An 18,336-nucleotide genomic window follows, 5' to 3' on the forward strand; every position below is an offset into this window, starting at 1 on the left:
CGCGCAGCGACGGGGTGGGGGCGGCAAGGCGACAAGCACGGCGCTGAGCCTGGCTCGCCCGGCCGCCCCCACCCGGTCTCCGCTGCGCTCCGACCACCCTCCCCCGAGGGGGAGGGAGAACGGCGTGCACCGCCGACCGCCCACCCCCTCGCAATCCCCCCTCCCCGACGCTACATCCCCACCACCGAAACCGAGAGCTTCCCATGTCCGATCCCGTCGTCATCGTCGCCTTCGCCCGCACCCCGATGGGGGGCTTTCAGGGGGCGCTGAGCGGCGTCAAGGCGACCGAGCTGGGGGCCACCGCCGTCAAGGCGGCGGTCGAACGCGCCGGCCTCGATCCGGCCAGGGTCGACCAGATCTACATGGGCTGCGTCCTGTCCGGCGGCCTGGGCCAGGCCCCGGCGCGCCAGGCCGCGATCGGTGCCGGTCTGGGCCAGCATGTCGAGGCGACGACGGTCAACAAGATGTGCGGATCGGGTCTGCAGGCGGTGATGATGGCCTCGGACAGCCTGGCGGCCGGGTCTGCCGACATCATCGTGGCGGGCGGCATGGAGTCGATGACCGGGGCCCCCTATCTGATGACCAAGCACCGCGGCGGGGCCCGCATCGGCCACGATGTCATCGTCGACAGCATGTATATGGACGGTCTCGAGGACGCCTATACGCCCGGCAAGCTGATGGGCAATTTCGCCGAGGACTCGGCCGAGACCTATCAGTTCACCCGCGAGGCCCAGGACGCCTATGCGCTGGAGAGCCTCAGCCGCGCGCTGAAGGCGATCGAGAGCGGGGCCTTCGCCGCCGAAATCACCCCGGTCGAGGTCACCGGCCGCAAGGGCACCGTCACGGTCAGCCAGGACGAACAGCCCGGCAAGGCCATGCCCGAGAAGATCCCGACCCTGAAACCCGCCTTCAGCAAGGACGGCACCATCACCGCCGCCAACGCTTCCTCCATCTCCGACGGAGCCGCCGCCCTGGTCCTGACCCGCGAGAGCGTGGCCAAGGCCATGAACCTGCCCATCGTCGCCCGCATCGTCAGCCACGCCGCCCACGCCCATGAGCCCGGCCTGTTCACCACCGCGCCCGTGCCTGCGATGCGCAAAGCGCTGAAGAAGGCGGGCTGGTCGGTCGAGGACGTCGATCTGTGGGAGGTCAACGAGGCCTTCGCCGTCGTGCCGATGATCGCCATGCAGGAGATGGGCATCGACCACGCAAAGCTGAATGTGAACGGCGGGGCCACCGCGCTCGGCCACCCGATCGGCGCCTCCGGGGCCCGGGTCCTGACCACATTGATCGCGGCGCTGGAGGCGCGGGGCGGGTCCAGGGGGATGGCCAGCCTGTGCATCGGCGGCGGCGAGGCCGTGGCCCTCGCGGTCGAACTGGCCTGACCCGGTGAGCCTGGACCGCCGCACCCTGCTGGGCGTCGCCGCCCTGGCCTCGGCCGGACCGGCGCTGAGCCCGGCGACGGGCGCGGCCCAGACGCCTCAGATTGCCCCTGCCGACCCGACCGAGGTGATCCGCCTTTGGCCCGCCGGGGCTCCCGGCGGTGACGGCGTGACCGTGACCCCGATCGTGCCCGAGCGATCGACCGATCCGGCCTTCCACGACCGCTATGCCGAGTACACCACCGACCCGATCCTGACGGTGATGCGGCCCGCGCGACCCAATGGCGCGGCCCTGCTGCTGATCCCGGGCGGCGGCTATCGCTGGGCCGTGGTCGACAAGGAGGGGATGGACGTGGCCCGGGTCTTCGCCGCCGCCGGGGTCACTTGTTTCGTCCTGCGCTATCGCCTGCCCGCAGACGGCTGGGCGGCCGGGCCGAACGCCCCCCTGCAGGACGCCCAGCGGGCCCTGCGCCTGATCCGCGCCGGTGCCGCCGACTACGGCATCGACCCGGCCCGGATCGCCAGCCTGGGGGCGTCGGCCGGCGGGCATCTGGCGGGTCTGCTGGCCGCCCGGCGCGACGCCACCTACGACCGCGTCGATGCCGCCGACGCCATCTCCTTCCGGCCCGACCTGAACGTCCTGCTCTATCCGGTCGTCACCCTGGCCGATCCCTTCGCCCACGTCGGGTCGCGCACGCATCTGCTGGGGGCCGAGGCCACGCCGGAGCAGATTGCCACCTGGTCGCTGGAGCGGATGGACTGGTCCGGGGTCGCCCCCACGGTCCTGATCCATGCCCTCGACGACGCCTCGGTGCCGGTCGAGAACAGCCTGGTCCTGTTGACCCGTCTGCGGGCCGCCGCGGTCACCACGGAGGCCCACCTGTTCCAGGAGGGCGGCCACGGCTTCGGCACCCGCCTGATCGCCGGCAAGCCCGCCGAGGTGTGGCCGGACCTGGTCCATGCCTTCGGGGCCCGCAACGGCTGGCTCACGGTTTCGGCGGCGACTCCAGCGGCGGCTTGACCGCCGGCGGTCGTCCGTCCGCCCGAAGCAATCGCAACAGCGCTTCCCCGCCCGCGGTGAGAACAATCATCGAAACCTCCTGCGACTGAGAGTCGTTCGCAAGATTGCGCTGCGCCGATCGCGGTGGCAAGCCTTCCTTCGGCGGCTTCAATCAGGATCATGACGATGCGAACCGACGGAAAACTCGACTATTTGGAAATGCCGGCCACGGCCCTGCCCGAGACCAAGGCCTTCTACACGGCCGCCTTCGGCTGGACCTTCCAGGACTACGGCCCCAGCTACGCCGCCTTCGACCAGGGCCTGGACGGCGGGTTCGACGCCGACGCGGCCGACCGGTCCAGGGCCCCCCTGCCCATCCTCTATGCCCACGACCTCGAGGCCATGCGGACCAGGGTCGAGGCGGCGGGCGGCGAGATTGTCAAACCGATCTATGCCTTTCCCGGCGGCCGACGCTTCCACTTTCGCGATCCGTCCGGCAACGAGCTCGCCGTCTGGTCCGAGGCCGGATGAAGGCCTGCGGCACCTGCGGCCTGTGCTGCAAGCTGATGGGCGTCACCGCCCTGCAGAAGCCGGCCGGCCGCTGGTGCCGCCATTTCGGCAAGACGACAGGGTGCGGCATCTATGACGACCGCCCGACGGACTGCCGGGTGTTCAACTGCCTGTGGCTGCTGACCGAGGCGTTGGACGAGACGTGGAAGCCTTCGACGTCGGGCTTCGTGCTGCACAGCGAGGACGGCGGTCGCCGTCTGATCGTCGAATGCGACGCCGCCCGCCCCCACGACTGGCGGCGCGCCCCCTATGAGGCCCAGCTGCGCCGCTGGGCCGCCGCCGAGGGGCAGGAGGTGCTGGTCTTCGCCGGCGCTCGCGGCGTTCGGCTCGGCGCGCCCGATACGGCGGTGCGGCGGGTCTAGCCCCTAGCGGTCGTCGATCGACTGGCCGATCTGCTCGGCCAGCGCCCGGTCGGCTCCGTCCAGGCTGGTGATCCAGACGTGGATCTCCCGGGGCGCGGTCGCGCGGCTGAACAGGTGCTCCAGCGCCACCCGCCGTCCCGTCTCGGTCGCCACCACCGAGGCCCGGCCGCCCGCCTCGACCATGTCGCCGGAGTAGATCGGAAACTGCGAGGCTGGGCCCGTATAGACCATCACGAACGGCTGCCCGCCCCGGCGGATCGTATAGATGTTGAAGTCCGGCCCCGGCCGTCCGGTGGTGATGCTGAAGCCGGCCGGCAGGGTCACGGTGAACGGCAGGGCCGCGATCGCGGGGGCGTCCAGCACGACCGGCGGCGGGGGCGGCGGCTCGACCGCGGCCCCCGCCGGCTCCGCGGCGGCTTCGACGGGGACGGGTGTCGCCGCTGCCGGAGCGGCCGGCGGAGCCGTAGCGGGCCGCACCGCCGTCGTGGGGACGGGCGACGGGGAAGACGCGGTCGTCGTCGGCGCGACGACCGGCGGCACCGTGGCGGGCCTGGACCCTGTCGCGGTCGCTGTGGCAGGGGCCGGACGCGTGGCGGGTGCAGGGGTCGGAACAGAACGCGGCGCCGGAGCGGGCGTCGCTGCGCTGGTCGCGGCCGGCGGCGCACCGTTCAGCATCCGGGTCAGACTGCTGGGCGGAGCGGCAGGGGCGGCCTGCTGGGCGATCAGGGTCAGGGCGGCGAGGAGGTGCAACATGGCCGGGACCATCGCGCCTCAGCCGCTGAACGGCAAGCTTCGCAGTATGTAGGCGACTGTGGCGACGCTGATCGATCCGGCCAGGCAGAGGCCGACGAACCACGCCAGCTTCTTCCACAGGGGGCCGGACGCCTCTTCGCCCTCGGGCGGGGGAACGGGATCAATGATGATAGCCGGCCTCCTCGTCGATCTTGCCCCGGAACACCCAATAGACCCAGGCGGTATAGGCCAGGATCAGCGGCAGGATCACCGCCGTGCCCCACAGCATCAGGGCCAGGGCGTTCAGCGGCGCCGCCGCCTGCCGGAAATTCAGCGCATAGGGCACGATATAGGGGGCGAAGCCCGCCGCCAGCCCCAGATAGCCTGACAGGAAGACCAGCATGGCCCCGACGAAGGGCCAGCGATGCGAGCCCCTGCGGGACATCACGAACACCAGGGCCAGGCCGGCGAGACCCAGCAGCGGGATCGGCAGCAGCGGCATCAGCACGCCCCAGTCCAGGGCGAAGCCATCCTTCAGGTCGAAGCCCCACCGCGCCGCGATACGCGGGTGGATCAGCAGGGTGGCGAGGCTGACGGCCGCCAGCAGAACGGTGACGATCACCGCGCTGACGCTGGTCCAGCGCTTGGCGTCGCCGTGCAGGTTGTCCTTGGTCTTCATCATCAGCCAGGCCCCGCCCAGCAGGGCATAGCCGGCCACCAGACCCGCCGCGACCAGCAGCGTATAGGGGGTGAGCCAATCGAACTGCCCCCCCGCGAACCGCTCTTCGCGCACCGTCACGCCCTGGATGAAGCCACCCAGCACCAGGCCCTGGGCCAGGGTCGTCAGGATCGAGCCACCCGCGAACATCTGGGTCCAGAACTTGCGGCCCTTGTCGCGGGCCCGGAAGCGGAACTCGAACGCCACGCCGCGCAGGATCAGCCCGGCCAGCATCAGCAGGATCGGCAGGTAGAAGGCCGGCATCAGCACCGAATAGGCCAGGGGGAAGGCCGCCAGCAGGCCCCCGCCGCCCAGCACCAGCCAGGTCTCGTTGCCGTCCCAGACCGGAGCGATGGTGTTCATCATCACGTCCCGCTCCTCCTTCGATTTGGCGAAGGGGAACAGGATGCCGATGCCGAGGTCGAACCCGTCCAGGGTGACGTACAGCAGCACCGCCACGGCGATCAACCCGGCCCAGATCAGGGGAAGGTCCAGGCTCATGACACGGCTCCACGCACGCCACCGGGACCCGTGTCGTCGGGGGTGTCGTCGTCGTCGGGGGAGGTGTCCTCAGGGGCCTTGGCCATCGGCGTGCCGGGCGGACGCTGGCCGCGCGGGGCCGGCTCCGTCTTGGCCGCGATCGGGCCCTCGGCCATCAGCCGCAGGATGAAGATGGCCCCCGCGGTGAAGACCACCGAATAGACCGCGATATAGGCGATCAGCGAGGTCGCGACCTGGCTGGCCACCACCGGCGAGACCGCGTCGCGGGTCTTCAGCACCCCATAGACGACCCAGGGCTGGCGCCCCACCTCGGTCACCATCCATCCGGCCAGCACAGCCAGGAACCCCGAAGGTCCCATGATCAGGGCGAAACGCAGGAACCAGGGGCTGTCGAACAGCCGTTTGCGCGCGATCAGCACCGCGCCCCACAGGCCCAGACCGATCATCAGCATCCCCAGCCCGACCATGATGCGGAAGCCGAAGAAGGGGATGAAGGGCGGCGGCTGGTCCTCGCGCGCCCAGCTGTCCAGACCCTTGATGACCTCCTCGGCGGGAACGCCCTGAATCAGGTTGCCGACGCCGGGCAGGGCCACCTCCAGATGGTTCTTCTGCGCCTCGCGGTCGGGGATGCCGAACAGGATCAACGGCTGGTTCGGCTGGGTCTTCCAGTAGCCTTCCAGCGCGGCGGTCTTGGACGGCTGATATTTGTGCGTCACCTCGCCCGAGGCATGGCCGGCCACCAGCTGCAGCGGGGCCAGGACGGCGATCAGCCCGACCGCCATGGTCAGGGAGATGCGGCTCTCGCTCCAGCCCGTGGTGACGACCCCGGCGGCCCGGTCCTTGAGCAGTCGATACGCAGAGGCGGCCCCGACCACCAGGCCGGTGGTCAGGAAGGCGGCCAGCAGCATGTGCGCCAGCCGCGTCGGGAAGCTGGGGTTGAAGATCACGGCCATGTAGTCCGTGGCCTCCATCGTCCCGTCCGCCATGATCTGGAAGCCCTGCGGCGTCTGCATCCAGCTGTTGGCCGACAGGATCCAGAAGGCCGAGATGGTGGTGCCGATGGCGACCAGGACCGTGGCCGTGAAGTGCAGTTTCGGCCCCACCTTCTTCCAGCCGAACAGCATCACGCCGAGGAAGGACGCCTCGAGGAAGAAGGCCGTAAGCACCTCATAGGCCAGCAGTGGCCCGATCACCCCGCCGGTCAGGCGGATGAACTCGGACCAGTTGGTGCCGAATTGATAGCTGAGCACCACGCCGGACACGACGCCCATGCCGAAGCTGAGGGCGAAGATCTTGACCCAGAACAGGTACAGCGTCTTGAACGCCTCCCGCTTGGTCCACAGCCACAGCCCCTCCAGCACGGCCAGATAGGCCGCCAGCCCGATGGTGAAGGCGGGAAACAGGATGTGAAAGGCGATGGTGAAGGCGAACTGAAGGCGCGACAGCAGCAGGGCGTCGAGGTCCACGGGCGGAGTTTCCTATTGACCGTTGAGGGCGCAGCCAGTGCGCCCTCCTTTATCGCAAGTCTATCCGACAGCCCACCGCGCGACCGTGCGCCGCATCATTTCACTATATGATGATTTTCTTCACGCCGCTGGAAGCTCGACCCAGAAGGTCGCGCCGTGACCCAGCTCCGACTCGACTCCGATCGAGCCGCCCTGCAGCTCGATCAGCCCCTTGGCCAGGGCCAGGCCAATGCCATGCCCCTCGACCGCGCTGCGCTCGAGGCCCAGCCGGTTGAAGGGCTCGAATAGCTGGGCCTGTTTGTCGGCGCTCAAGCCGGGCCCCCGATCCACCACCTCGATGCGAACCCCGTCATAGACGCGGCGGGCGCGCAGAACGACCGTCCCGCCCCCGCCGGCGTATTTAACCGCATTGGTGGCCAGATTGTCGACGACCTGGGCCAGACGCTGAGAGTCGGCGATGGCGACCAGGCCGTCGCCTTCACAGACCACGCTGATGATCAAGGACTGGGCCTCGGGTCGCAGCAGGGTGGCGTTGCGCACGTCTTCCAGAATGCCCCGCACATCGGTGGGGCGAAGTTCCACCTTCACCGCCCCGGACTCGGCCCGGGCGACGTCGAGCAGGTCGTGGGCCAGGGCCTCGACCTGACGCGCCGTCTTGACCAGCATCTGAGCCATCTCGATCTGTGTTTCCGTGACCGGCCCCAGCTTGCCGCTGGCCCACAGCTCGCCGATGCCGATCACGCCACCGATCGGGCTCTTGATCTCATGGGCGACATTGGCCAGCAGCCGGGACTTGGCGGCCGAGGCCCGCTCCGCGCGCGCCTGCCCCGCCCGGGCGCGCGCGGACAGCCGGTCGCGCTCTTCCAGCAGCGACGCAATGAGAACGATCGGCAGGAAGCCGAACAGGATGGCGACCTGAACCACCAGGGTCCGCTCGGCGTTGTCGGCGCTCACCAGCTGCGATGGCCCCACCCCGAGGGCGAGGGCGGCGACCGCGGCCACGGACACGACGATCAGCGCCGCCGTGACCCCGATCACCCTCAATCGCGCCGCGATCACGATCAGCACGGGGACGAGGGCGAAGATCAGCGGCAGGGTGCGGCTGAAGAACACCGCCAGGCACAACAGGATCAGAAGAGCGAACAGCCCGACCGTCTCGGCCGCGCGCAAGGGGTTCAGCAAGGCCGCGATCTGTCGCCGCTCGAACGCCAGGACGAAGGGCGCGACAACGGCCAGGCCGAGCGTATGGCCCAGCCACCAGGTCCGGAAACTGACCAGGAAGGACTCCCCGGTCACCCCCAGAAGCATGGTGGCCACCATCAGGCTGGCGACGATCGGGGCCAGCACGGCGACAAAAAAGAGGAAGCGCCACGCGCCGCTGACGGTCGCCAGGTTCAATGTCGGCGCGAACCGGCGGGCCAGCGCCACCGCCGTCACGATCTCGATCATGTTGGCGAGGCTGAAGCCGAGCGCCAGGGTCGGGGGATTGCCGGCCAAAAACTGACCCGCAACGATCCCCAAGGCGATCAGGCCACCGAAACTCAGGTCGAAGCTCACGCCGCGACCGCTGCGCAGCCAGACACCGACCGCCAGCCCGTTCGCAGCCCACACCATGGCGACCATTCCCGCCGTCCGCGCCGTCGTGATGGCCAGGATGACCAGCAGGGCCACCGCCAGCACCGTCAGCATCGGGGCCAGGGGCTGGGCGAACAGGCTGGCCGCCGTGGTGGCGGCCGGACGCGCGCCCGAGACGGGGGCCTCTTTCAGATCCAAATCGATCGCACCAAGAGCGCGGGCGGTGGGCATGGGTTGGAACTCGGACGGAAGGCGAACGCCACTGTAATCGCCCGCTTCCTAATATCCCCTGAAGTCATCGCCCGTTTGTAAAGATCGCGTTAAAGCTGCGAACCGCCTCGACCTCGCCCGATGGGTGTGCCCAGACCCCGCCGCTGACCGCCAGGAAGTCGGCCCCGGCCTCGACCAGAAGCCCGGCATTGTCGACCGTGATCCCCCCGATGGCGACCGAGGGGACCTCCATCACCTCCTGCCAGATGGTCAGGATTTCCGGGTCGGGCCGGTGCGACGTCGCCTTCGTGGCGGTCGGGAAGAAGGCGCCGAACGCGACATAGTCGGCCCCGGCCTCAGCGGCCTCCATGGCCAGGTGGCGGCTGTCGTGACAGGTGGCCCCGATCATCGCGCCCTTGCCCATGATCCGCCGGGCCGAGGCGACCGAGGCGTCGTCCTGACCCACATGGACCCCGTCGCAGCCCGAGGCGGCCGCCAGATCGGGTCGGTCGTTCAGCAGCACAGCCACGCCACGGTCCTGGGCGATGGGGGCCAGACGCCGGACCGCCGCCTCGATCTCGGCGTCATCGGCCGGCTTGATCCGGATCTGCAGGGCCGCGACCGGACCGGCCTCCAGGGCGCGCGCCAGACGACCGGCGAAGGCGTCCAGGTCGGCGATCCGCGGCGGGGTGATGAGATACAGCTGGCAGGCGGGTGGGGTCATAGTCCCGAGGTGCGGCAACCGGATGCAGGGGTCAACCGCCGACCGCTCTTGCGAACGCGTTGCAATCGCCGAAGCGGCTGCTATAGAGAACCAGTCGCAACTGGCCAGGAACGCCTGCCGTGTATGTCTGCAACTGCAATGGTCTTCGCCAACGCGATGTCGCCCGCGCGATCGAGGCGGGCGCGACCCGTCCGCGCGACGTGTTCCAGCGCAACCAATGCACGGCGCAGTGTGCTAAATGCGTCTGCGAGATGCGCCAGATGATTCACGACAGCCGCGAAGCCTTCGCCCTGGCCGCCGAATAGTTTGGCCCGGCCACACGAAGGACGACGACCATGAAGGGCGACCCCGCGATCATCCGCACGCTGAACGCCGTGCTGACCAACGAACTGACGGCCGTGAACCAGTACTTCCTGCATGCCCGCATGTTCGAAAGCTGGGGCCTGAAGCATATGGGCCAGATCATCTACGACGAATCGATCGGCGAGATGAAACACGCCGACAAGCTGATCAAGCGGATCCTGTTCCTCGACGGGCTGCCGAACCTGCAGGACCTGCACAAGCTCAAGATCGGCGAGACCGCGATCGAATGCCTGGGGGCCGACCTGCAGCTGGAGCTCGGCGGACGCGACACGCAGCTGGCCGGCATCGCCCAGTGCGAGGCGACTTCGGACTATGTCAGCCGCCAAATCCTGATGGAAATCCTGTCGGACACCGAGGAGCACATCGACTTCCTCGAGGCCCAGTTCAAGCTGATCGAACAGCTGGGCGAGGCCAACTACCTGCAGTCGGCCATGACCGAGATCGCCCCGGACAAGTCCGCCACCGGCAATTGACGGGCTAAAGCACCTCGCGCCGGCCGAGGTGGGCGACCGCGGCGATCAGCACGACAAGCCCCACCCCGCAGCCCAGGCCCAAGACGGTCTGGGCCCGCCAGGCTTCGGTCGCCAGCACATTGATCGGCATCTGCCAGGGGAAGAACACCCCCTGTTTGGCGGAGGTCGCCACCACCGAGAAGAAGGTCCCGCCGATGCCCACGGCCAGGGCGGGCACGAAGCTCGAGAACCGCAGGGCGATCCAGAACTGGATGGCGACCATCAGCAGGGCGGCCAACAGCACCTTGCCCAGCAGGACCGCTTGGGCGAACGGATCGAAGACCCCGCTCGGCGCCAGAACCGGCTTGAGCGTCGCCGCCAGGGTCACGGCGCCGCAGGTCAGCAGCAGGTTCAACAGGCTCATCGCGGCGATCATCGCCAGCACGCACAGAGCCTTGGCGGCATAAATCTGCCAGCGCGGCACCGGCAGGGCCCGCAGGTGGTCCCAGGCGCGCGGGCCATGCTCCATGTGGGCGACCAGGGCGGTCAGGGCCGTCACGCTCATCGGCAGCATGAAGAAGGCCCAGATGGCGGCCGAACCCTGGGTGTACATCTCCCAAGGCTGCGGTTCCTCGCCCCGCAGCATGTTGAAGAACAGGAAGATGGCGATCAGCGTCGGCGCGGCCAGGGCCAGGACGGCGGCCAGCGACCGGTTCAGCTTGCGGGCTTCGACGGACAGGACGGCGAGCATCAGACGGTCTCCGGGGCATTGGCGGCGGACGGCGTGACGCCGCGATACAGGCTCTCCAGCGAGGGCGTGCGGGCCCCGATGGCGAAAACCGCGACGCCGGCCTCGACCAGGTCGCGGTTCAGGCCGGCGATCGCCGCGTCATGGTCGGCCCCCGGCCTCAGCCGCGCCACCAGACCGGTCGCGTCCTGGCTCAGCGTCAGGTCGTGACGGCGCAGCACACCCCGAGCCCGCTCGACATCGTCGACCCGCAGACCGATCTCGGGGGCCAGGTCCGCCTTCAGCCGCGCCAGCTCGCCCTCCAGCACCAGACGGCCTTCGTGGACGATGCCGATATGGGTCGCGGTCTGTTCGATCTCGCCCAGCAGGTGGCTGGACAGCAGCACCGTGGCCCCGGCGCGGTCCGGCAGGGCCTTGAGGAACCGGCGCATGTCGGCGATCCCGTCGGGGTCTAGACCATTGGTCGGCTCGTCCAGCACCAGCACCGGCGGCGCCCCCAGCATCGCTCGGGCAAGGCCCAGCCGCTGACACATGCCCAGCGAATAGTCCGACACCCGCCGCCGGGCATTGTCGGTCAGGTCGACCACCTCCAGCACCCGGTCGATCTCGGGGGGCGGCAGGCCCAGCAGGGCCCGGGTCAGGTCCAGGTTTTCCCGCCCGGTCAGGTGCCCGTAGAAGCCGTGCGCCTCCAGCAGGGAGCCGACCTTGCGCGCCGCCCCGATCCGGTCGCAGGTCACGTCGATGCCGCACAGCCGCGCCGAACCGGCGCTGGGCTTAAGCAGGCCCAGCAACATCTTCAGCGTCGTCGTCTTGCCCGCCCCGTTGCGGCCCAGGAAGCCATAGACCGCCCGTTCCGGCGCGGTCATCGACACCGCGTCGACCGCCAGATGACGCCCGAAGCGCCGCGTCAGCCCCTCCGTCTCGATCGCCGCCACCATCTGAACCGCCCCTGACGTTTAAGTCTGACATCAAGTTGCAAAGGGTGCGTCTTTAAGTCAAGATTAAAGAAAAGACAGGATATTCCGCCCATGCCGACCGACGACCTCGCCCGATTCCGCCGTCTGTGCGGGCAGTTCCGCTGGCTGGCCGTGTTCATGGTCTGCAGCGTGGGCGCAGTGCTGGCCCTGATGTTCGTGGTGGCTCCGGCGGTCTCGGCGGCACGCGGAACCTTTGCCCCCGGGGTCGCCCCTATCCGTTTCCTTGAGAAGGTGATCTGGGCCACGCCCAACATCTTCTATCTCTATGCGGTCTGGTCGATCGGCTCGGCGCTGGGCGCGGTCTCGCGGGGCCGGCTGATCCAGCCCGTTCTGGCGCGCGCCCTGCGTCACGTCGGCATCGCCCTGGGTCTCGGCGGCCTTCTCAGCGTGTTCGGCATCACCAACATCTCGCGCCTGATCGGCGGCGAGCAGGGCAGCTTCGGCTATTTCGACGTGGCCGGCATGACCCTGGGCATGATCGGCGGGGCGCTGTTCCTGCTGGGCCGGATCGTGGACCAGGCCGACCGCATCCAGGCCGAGCTGGACGAGATGATCTGATGCCGGTCCGCGTGACGCTGGACGCCCTGATCGTCGCCCGCGGCCTGAAGGCCCGCGACCTGGCCGCCGAGGTGGGGATCAGCGAGACCCAGCTGTCCCTGTTCCGCTCCGGCAAGGTCAAGGGCATCCGCTTCTCGACCCTGGCCCGGATGTGCGCCGTCCTGGGCTGCCGGCCCGGCGACCTGCTGGACTACGACGCCGATCCGGCGGACATGATCCGCGTCGGCGACGAAGACGCCGGCTGATCTGGAACCCGTCCGCTCGCCGCCCATTTCGCTCACGCTGAGGGAGCCTGCCATGACCGATATCGAAGAGACCCTGGACGACGTCCGCGAGGCCGCCGCCGACTTCCTGAACGCCGGCGAGCGCAGCCCGGGCCACGTGGCTCTGGGCGTGGCGATCACGGTCGGCTTTGCCCTGGTGGCGACGGCCCTGGCCACGGGCGCGGTCCGTCCGGCCCGGCGCACTTTGGCCCAGGCCCGCGACGGACACGCCGCCGTGGCCGAGCGCCCGCGCGGCGCCTTCAGCCTGGTCCTGCCCGCCGTCTTCTCGGCCACCACCCTGTCGGCCGTGCGGGTCTGGAACGCCCCGGCGCGACCCGAACGGACCAGCGCCATGGTCCTGTGGGCCGGAGCCCAGGCCATCAACGCCCTGTGGATCGCCCTGCGTCCCGCCAGCCGCGGCATGCAGATCGCCGCCGCCATGACCTCGGCCGGCCTGGCCGCCGCATTCGCCCACGAGGCCCGCAAGCTGGACCCCGCCGCCGGCAAGCTGGCGAACCCCACGGCGCGCGGGGTCTCCTTCGCCAACCTGCTGGGCCGCAAGGCCGGCGTGGACCAGCCCACGGTGCACTGACCCCGGCTGCTTGCCCTTGAGACCGGCTTCCTCTACGGGTCACGCCCACTTTCGCGCGCCTGTTCGGCTGCGCCTCAAACCCCAGTGATCCCATGGCGAAAATCAACGGCAACACCATCAAGCCCGGCATGGTGATCGAGCACAACAAGGGCCTGTGGGTCGTCACCAAGGCCAGCCACGTCAAGCCCGGCAAGGGCGGGGCCTTCGCCAACGTCGAGGCCAAGAACCTCGAGACCGGCAACAAGCTGAACGAACGCTTCCGCTCGGAAGACAAGGTCGAGCGCGTGACGCTGGAACAGAAGGAGTTCTCCTATCTGTACGAACAGGGCGACGCCCTGGTGTTCATGGATGACGCCACCTACGAACAGACCGAGCTGCAGAAGGACTGGGTCGGCGAGGATCGCGTCGCCTATCTGCAGGACGGCATGAAGGTCACGATCGAGATGCACGAGGACCGGCCCATCGGCCTGTCTCTGCCCGAACAGGTCACGCTGGAAGTCGTCGAGACCGAGCCGACCGTGAAGGGCCAGACGGCTTCCTCCTCCTACAAGCCCGCCAAGGCCAACAACGGCGTCCGCATCATGATCCCGCCCTACATGGGCGTGGGCGAGCGCATCGTCGTCGACACCTCCACCGGCGAATACGTCCGCCGCGCTGAGTAGAGGACTTAGTGAGTAGGGCTTAGGGCTTAGTCGCCTCTAAGCCCTAAGCCCCAAGACCTACCCCCTTGAACTTCTCCGTCTGTCCGGGCTGACCGCCTTTTCAGGATCTGCGGACCAGGAGCTTCCCATGGCCCTCGCCTCCGCCCTCGTTTCCGTCATGATCGACGCGGTCCGCAAGACCGCCCGCCCGATGCTGCGCGACTTCGGCGAGGTGGCGCACCTGCAGGTGTCGCGCAAAGGCCCCGGCGACTTCGTCACCGCCGCCGACATCAAGGCCGAGGACACTCTCTACGAACTGCTGATGAAGGCCCGCCCCGGCTACGGCTTCCTGGGCGAGGAGCGCGGCATGATCGAGGGGACAGACAAGTCCCACACCTGGATCGTCGACCCGATCGACGGCACCACCAACTTCATGCACGCCATGCCCCATTTCGCCATCACCGTGGGGCTGCAGCGCTATGCGCCCGACGGCTCGTCCGAGATCGTCGCCGGCGTCACCTACAACCCGATCATGAACGAGCTGTTCTGGGCCGAAAAAGGCAAGGGCTGCTATCTGAACGACACCCGCATCCGCGTCGCCGGGCGGCGTGACCTGTCCGAAAGCCTGATCGCCACCGGCCTGCCCTTCATCGGCAAGTCGGGCCACGCCCAGTCGATCAAGGACATCCATGCCATCGGCCAGCGCGTCGCCGGCATCCGCCGCCTGGGCTCGGCCGCCCTGGACTTCGCCTGGGTCGCCTGCGGTCGCTACGACGCCTATTACGAGCGCAACCTGAAGCCCTGGGACGTGGCAGCGGGCATCCTGTTCGTCACCGAGGCCGGCGGCATCGTCACCACCATCGACCTCGACGGCGACCCCAAGACAGGCGTCTCTATCCTGGCCACCAATCCCGAACTGCATCCGCAACTGACGAAGGTGTTGCGGGGGTAGGCACGACCTTCTCCCTCCCCTTTATGGGGAGGGACAGCGCAGCGCAGCGGAGCCCGGGTGGGGCCGTGCGAAGGGTGCGCACTCACAACACAGCCCCACCCGGCCTCGCCTACGGCTCGGCGTCCCTCCCCATGAAGGGGAGGGAGAACCCCGTCATCCACCCGTCATGCCCCTCCCCTAGCCTCCCGGCATGATCCGGATCATCCTCGCGGCCCTGATGCTCGTCGCCAGCTCCGCCGCCGCCCAGACCCCGCCCCACCCTCTGGTGATCGCCCACCGCGGGGCCTCCGGCGAGCGCCCCGAACACACCCGCGCCGCCTATGAGCTGGCCATCGACCAGGGGGCGGACGTCATCGAGCCGGACCTCGTCATCAGCAAGGACGGCCAGCTCATCGTCCGGCACGAGAACGAAATCTCCGGCACGACCAACGTCGCCGACCACCCAGAGTTCGCGGACCGGCGCACGACCCGGACCATCGACGGCGTATCGACTACCGGCTGGTTCACCGAGGACTTCACCCTGGCCGAGCTGCAGACCCTTAGGGCCCGCGAACGCCTGCCGACGCTGCGCCCCGGCAACACCGCCTTCGCCGACGAGACGATCCTGACCTTCCAGGCGGTCGTCGACATCGCCCGCGCCGCCACCGCCCGGACCGGCCGAACCATCGGCGTCGCCCCAGAGCTGAAACACCCGACCTATTTCGCCGCGATCGGCCTTCCGCTTGAGCCGCCCTTCCTCGAGGCGCTGCGCACCAACGCCCTGATGGCCGCCGACAGCCCCATCATGGTCCAGTGTTTCGAGATCGAGTGCCTGCGGACCCTGAACGCCCAGACCGACGCGCCCTTGGTGCAACTGATGTCGCTCTCCGACGGCCCCGCCGACCATCCGGAGCGGACCTACGCCGCCATGGCCACGCCCGAGGGCCTGGCCGAGATCGCGACCTATGCCGATGCGATCGGGGTCGAGACGGCGATGATCCTGCCGCGCACGCCCCAAGGCACCGCCGGCACGCCGACGACCCTGGTCGTCGACGCCCATGCCGCTGGGCTGAAGGTCGTCGCCTGGACCTTCCGCGCGGAGGACGTCTTCGTCCCCATCGACTATCGCGGTGACCTGACAGGGTGGATCCGTCGGTTCTATGCCCTGGGCGTCGACGCCGTGTTCAGCGACTTCCCGGGCGTGGCGGTCGCGGCGCGGACCGCCCCCTAGCGGCCGGCCACCAGCTGGACCCGGATGGTCTCGCCGGTCACCGCCTTGGCCGTCCAGGCGGTGCCCACGCCGCCCTTGACAATCGGGGTGCAGAACGATCCCGGCAGGGGCACGGGTCGCCTCTGGCTGAAACAGACCTGGCCGTCGCGCACGCGCCAGACCCCGCTGCTGAGCCCGCCGCGTCGGCCGCGCCCCTCGAACCGTCCGGCGGGCTGCAGCCACATCCGCGCCGTCCGACCGTCTGGATAGGTCGACAGCAGCGTATTGCCGAAGGCCGGCGCCAGGTCGGCGGCGGTGGGCGCGGCCTGCAGCATCAGAGCGGCGGTCAGGGTCGCGAAGAGCATATGGTTCGGCCTCGGTTCGACGAGGGAAACCCGTCCGAACCCGAACGGTTCACCCCTCGCGGAACTGCAGTTCCGCCAACCGGGCGTAGAGGCCGCCCTTGGCCACCAGTTCGTGGTGGGTGCCGGTCTCGACCACGGCCCCGTCCTCCATCACCACGATCCGGTCGGCGCGCAGCACGGTGGCCAGGCGGTGGGCGATGACCAGGGTGGTGCGACCCTGCATGGCCTGGTCCAGCGCCGCCTGGACCAGGCGCTCGTTCTCGGCGTCCAGGGCGCTGGTGGCCTCGTCCAGCAGCAGGATGGGCGCGTCGCGGACCAGGGCCCGGGCAATGGCCAGACGCTGGCGCTGTCCGCCCGACAGGCTCTTGCCGCGCTCGCCCAGGGCCGTGCCGAAGCCTTCGGGCAAGGCCTCGATGAAGCCCAGGGCCTGGGCCTCCTCGGCCGCGTGACGCACCTCGGCCTCGCTGGCCGCCTCGCGTCCGAAGCGGATGTTCTCCAGCGCCGAGCCCGAGAACAGCGGGGCCTCCTGCGACACCCAGGCGAACCGGTCGCGGACCGCGACGGGATCGGCCGCGCGCACATCGACGCCGTCGACGCTGACCGCGCCTTCCTGCGGGTCATAGAAGCGCAGCAGCAGACGAAACACGGTCGACTTGCCCGCGCCCGACGGTCCGACCAGGGCCACGGTCTCGCCCGGGCGGACGGTCAGGTCGAACCCCTTCAGCGCCGGCAGGTCCGGCCGCCCCGGATAGGCGAACCGCACCCCGGCCATGGCCACCCGGCCCTCGGGCGGGCTCGGCAGGGCCGTCGGGTGGTCGGGCGCTGAGATCGCGGGGCTGGCGCGCATCAGCTCGTCGATCCGCTCCATGGCCCCCGAGGCCTTCTGCACGTCGCCCCAGCTCTCGCCGAGCGCTCCGACCGCCCCGGCCGTGAAGACCGACAGCAGCACGAACTGCAGCAGGGCTCCCGGCGTCATGAGGCCGTTGGCCACGTCCTGGGCCCCCAGCCACAGCACGAAGGTCACGCCGCCGAACACGACCACGATGATCACCGCCGTCATCCAGGCCCGCGCCTTCATACGGACCAGGGACACGCCGAAGGCCTCCTCCACCACCGCGCCGAAGCGGTCGATGGCGCTGCGGACGCGGCCGAAGGCCTGCACCGTCTCGATGGCGTCGACGCTCTCGCCGGCGAAACCCACGGCATTGGCGAACCGGTCCTGGGACCGCACCGTCAGCTTGCGCACGGACCGGCCGAAGATGAAGATCGGCGCGATCAGGATGGGCGCGGTCAGCAGCACCAGGCCGGTCAGCTTGGGGCTGACGATGAACAACAGGGCCACGCCGCCCAGCAGCGTCAGGAAGTTCCGCAGCGCGAACGACACCGAGGTCGTCAGCAGCGTCTCGACCAGGGCGATGTCGGTCGTCAGGCGGCTCAGCACCTCGCCCGTGCGCATGGCCGCGAAGAAGGACGGATCCAGCGTCAGGATCCGGTCGAACAGCCCCTTGCGCAGGTCGGCCACGACCCGCTCCCCGGTCTTGGTCACGTAGAAATAGCGCACGGCGGTGGCCACGCCGAGCAGGACCGCGTTCAGCCCCAGGATCAGGAACCAGCGGTTGATGTCCTGGCCGCCGTTCTCAAACCCGTGGTCGATCGCGCCCCGCGCCGTCCCGGTCAGGGCCAGGGAGGCGGCGGTCGAGGCCAGCAGCCAGAAGCCGGCGAACAGGGCGTTCAGCCGATGCCGCGCCAGATAGGGCCAAAGCCGGAACAGCGGCCGGATCGTGCGGGCCTTGGCGCGGCGCTTGCCGGCGTCGCCCATCTGTTCGACCAGCAGCGCCCCGGCTCCCGGGCGGCCCGACGCCTCCGCCTGTCCTGAAAGGGAATTACGGATCGGCGCGGCGCTGTCTGTCATGGTGCGCGCCTCTTGCTCCCAAAGCGCCCCCGGTGTAAACGCCGCCGCTCATTCCCGCCGGACTTCTGGCGGGTTTTGTCATTT

General features: G+C 69.4%; 21 protein-coding genes. 12 read left to right on the plus strand and 9 right to left on the minus strand.

The features are described 5' to 3' along the window. The first annotated feature begins 203 nt into the window (after positions 1-203). The 4 genes from BZG35_RS12885 (at position 204) to BZG35_RS12900 (ending at position 3,314) form a co-directional block, all read left to right on the plus strand. The gene (locus tag BZG35_RS12885; RefSeq protein ID WP_077356019.1) at positions 204-1,385 is read left to right on the plus strand and encodes an acetyl-CoA C-acyltransferase; all 1,182 of its coding nucleotides are present in this window, start codon (positions 204-206) and stop codon (positions 1,383-1,385) included. A 4-nt stretch (positions 1,386-1,389) separates the two neighbouring features. Continuing rightward, positions 1,390-2,403 carry an alpha/beta hydrolase gene (locus BZG35_RS12890; protein ID WP_077356020.1) on the plus strand — a complete coding sequence of 338 codons (1,014 nt, stop codon included), beginning with the start codon at positions 1,390-1,392 and terminating at the stop codon, positions 2,401-2,403. A gap of 165 nt (positions 2,404-2,568) precedes the next feature. After that, complete coding sequence (locus BZG35_RS12895; RefSeq protein WP_077356021.1) at positions 2,569-2,913, plus strand: VOC family protein; 345 nt, start codon at positions 2,569-2,571, stop codon at positions 2,911-2,913. Further along, positions 2,910-3,314 (plus strand): YkgJ family cysteine cluster protein, encoded by a 405-nt coding sequence (locus BZG35_RS12900; protein ID WP_077356022.1) that lies wholly within the window; start codon positions 2,910-2,912, stop codon positions 3,312-3,314. The genes BZG35_RS12895 and BZG35_RS12900 overlap by 4 nt, the downstream gene beginning before the upstream one ends. 3 nt (positions 3,315-3,317) lie before the next feature. Here the strand turns inward: BZG35_RS12900 and BZG35_RS17990 are convergent, their stop codons facing one another. The 5 genes from BZG35_RS17990 to thiE all read right to left on the minus strand — a co-directional run bounded on the left by BZG35_RS17990 (position 3,318) and on the right by thiE (position 9,240). Beyond that, positions 3,318-4,067: a hypothetical protein gene (locus BZG35_RS17990; protein ID WP_171981955.1), complete on the minus strand. Its 750-nt coding sequence runs from the start codon at positions 4,065-4,067 to the stop codon at positions 3,318-3,320. 160 nt (positions 4,068-4,227) lie between these two features. Next, positions 4,228-5,265, minus strand: a complete 1,038-nt coding sequence (cydB, locus tag BZG35_RS12915; RefSeq protein WP_077356028.1) for a cytochrome d ubiquinol oxidase subunit II — start codon at positions 5,263-5,265, stop codon at positions 4,228-4,230. After that, positions 5,262-6,731, minus strand: coding sequence for a cytochrome ubiquinol oxidase subunit I (locus BZG35_RS12920; protein ID WP_077356030.1), 1,470 nt, complete (start codon positions 6,729-6,731; stop codon positions 5,262-5,264). The genes cydB and BZG35_RS12920 overlap by 4 nt, the downstream gene beginning before the upstream one ends. A 120-nt stretch (positions 6,732-6,851) precedes the next feature. Then, positions 6,852-8,537 (minus strand): ATP-binding protein, encoded by a 1,686-nt coding sequence (locus tag BZG35_RS12925; protein ID WP_077356032.1) that lies wholly within the window; start codon positions 8,535-8,537, stop codon positions 6,852-6,854. A gap of 64 nt (positions 8,538-8,601) precedes the next feature. Continuing rightward, positions 8,602-9,240: a thiamine phosphate synthase gene (gene thiE / locus BZG35_RS12930; protein ID WP_077356034.1), complete on the minus strand. Its 639-nt coding sequence runs from the start codon at positions 9,238-9,240 to the stop codon at positions 8,602-8,604. 119 nt (positions 9,241-9,359) lie between these two features. Between thiE and BZG35_RS12935 the strand changes: the two genes are divergently transcribed. Both BZG35_RS12935 and bfr read left to right on the plus strand, forming a co-directional pair. Further along, positions 9,360-9,545, plus strand: coding sequence for a bacterioferritin-associated ferredoxin (locus BZG35_RS12935; protein WP_077356036.1), 186 nt, complete (start codon positions 9,360-9,362; stop codon positions 9,543-9,545). A gap of 30 nt (positions 9,546-9,575) precedes the next feature. Beyond that, complete coding sequence (bfr, locus tag BZG35_RS12940) at positions 9,576-10,076, plus strand: bacterioferritin (RefSeq protein WP_077356038.1); 501 nt, start codon at positions 9,576-9,578, stop codon at positions 10,074-10,076. Between the two features lie 4 nt (positions 10,077-10,080). Here bfr and BZG35_RS12945 read toward each other — a convergent pair whose 3' ends face one another. Further along, positions 10,081-10,806, minus strand: coding sequence for an ABC transporter permease (locus BZG35_RS12945; protein ID WP_077356040.1), 726 nt, complete (start codon positions 10,804-10,806; stop codon positions 10,081-10,083). Beyond that, a complete protein-coding gene (locus tag BZG35_RS12950; RefSeq protein WP_077356042.1) occupies positions 10,806-11,741 on the minus strand; it encodes an ABC transporter ATP-binding protein in 936 nt (311 codons plus the stop codon). The genes BZG35_RS12945 and BZG35_RS12950 overlap by 1 nt, the downstream gene beginning before the upstream one ends. Positions 11,742-11,831: 90 nt before the next feature. Here BZG35_RS12950 and BZG35_RS12955 point away from each other — a divergent pair, with 90 nt between their 5' ends. The 6 genes from BZG35_RS12955 (at position 11,832) to BZG35_RS12980 (ending at position 15,996) form a co-directional block, all read left to right on the plus strand. After that, entirely contained in the window at positions 11,832-12,338 is a 507-nt protein-coding gene (locus BZG35_RS12955) for a DUF2975 domain-containing protein (RefSeq protein ID WP_077356044.1), read from the plus strand. Next, positions 12,338-12,583 (plus strand): helix-turn-helix transcriptional regulator, encoded by a 246-nt coding sequence (locus BZG35_RS12960; RefSeq protein ID WP_077356046.1) that lies wholly within the window; start codon positions 12,338-12,340, stop codon positions 12,581-12,583. The genes BZG35_RS12955 and BZG35_RS12960 overlap by 1 nt, the downstream gene beginning before the upstream one ends. Positions 12,584-12,635: 52 nt before the next feature. Beyond that, positions 12,636-13,193 (plus strand): tryptophan-rich sensory protein, encoded by a 558-nt coding sequence (locus BZG35_RS12965; protein ID WP_077356048.1) that lies wholly within the window; start codon positions 12,636-12,638, stop codon positions 13,191-13,193. 92 nt (positions 13,194-13,285) lie between these two features. Further along, on the plus strand, positions 13,286-13,855 hold the full coding sequence (gene efp, locus BZG35_RS12970; protein ID WP_077356050.1) for an elongation factor P: 570 nt from the start codon (positions 13,286-13,288) through the stop codon (positions 13,853-13,855). A 127-nt stretch (positions 13,856-13,982) separates the two neighbouring features. Continuing rightward, the gene (locus BZG35_RS12975) at positions 13,983-14,786 is read left to right on the plus strand and encodes an inositol monophosphatase family protein (RefSeq protein ID WP_077356052.1); all 804 of its coding nucleotides are present in this window, start codon (positions 13,983-13,985) and stop codon (positions 14,784-14,786) included. Between the two features lie 190 nt (positions 14,787-14,976). Then, the gene (locus BZG35_RS12980) at positions 14,977-15,996 is read left to right on the plus strand and encodes a glycerophosphodiester phosphodiesterase (RefSeq protein ID WP_077356054.1); all 1,020 of its coding nucleotides are present in this window, start codon (positions 14,977-14,979) and stop codon (positions 15,994-15,996) included. On the opposite strand, the gene BZG35_RS12985 is transcribed toward BZG35_RS12980, so the two are convergent. Both BZG35_RS12985 and BZG35_RS12990 read right to left on the minus strand, forming a co-directional pair. Further along, positions 15,993-16,340, minus strand: a complete 348-nt coding sequence (locus BZG35_RS12985; RefSeq protein WP_077356056.1) for a hypothetical protein — start codon at positions 16,338-16,340, stop codon at positions 15,993-15,995. The genes BZG35_RS12980 and BZG35_RS12985 overlap by 4 nt on opposite strands. Before the next feature lie 49 nt (positions 16,341-16,389). Beyond that, a complete protein-coding gene (locus BZG35_RS12990; RefSeq protein ID WP_077356058.1) occupies positions 16,390-18,252 on the minus strand; it encodes an ABC transporter transmembrane domain-containing protein in 1,863 nt (620 codons plus the stop codon). Positions 18,253-18,336: the final 84 nt, after the last annotated feature.

The organism is Brevundimonas sp. LM2 (assembly GCF_002002865.1).
Taxonomy (GTDB): Bacteria; Pseudomonadota; Alphaproteobacteria; order Caulobacterales; family Caulobacteraceae; genus Brevundimonas.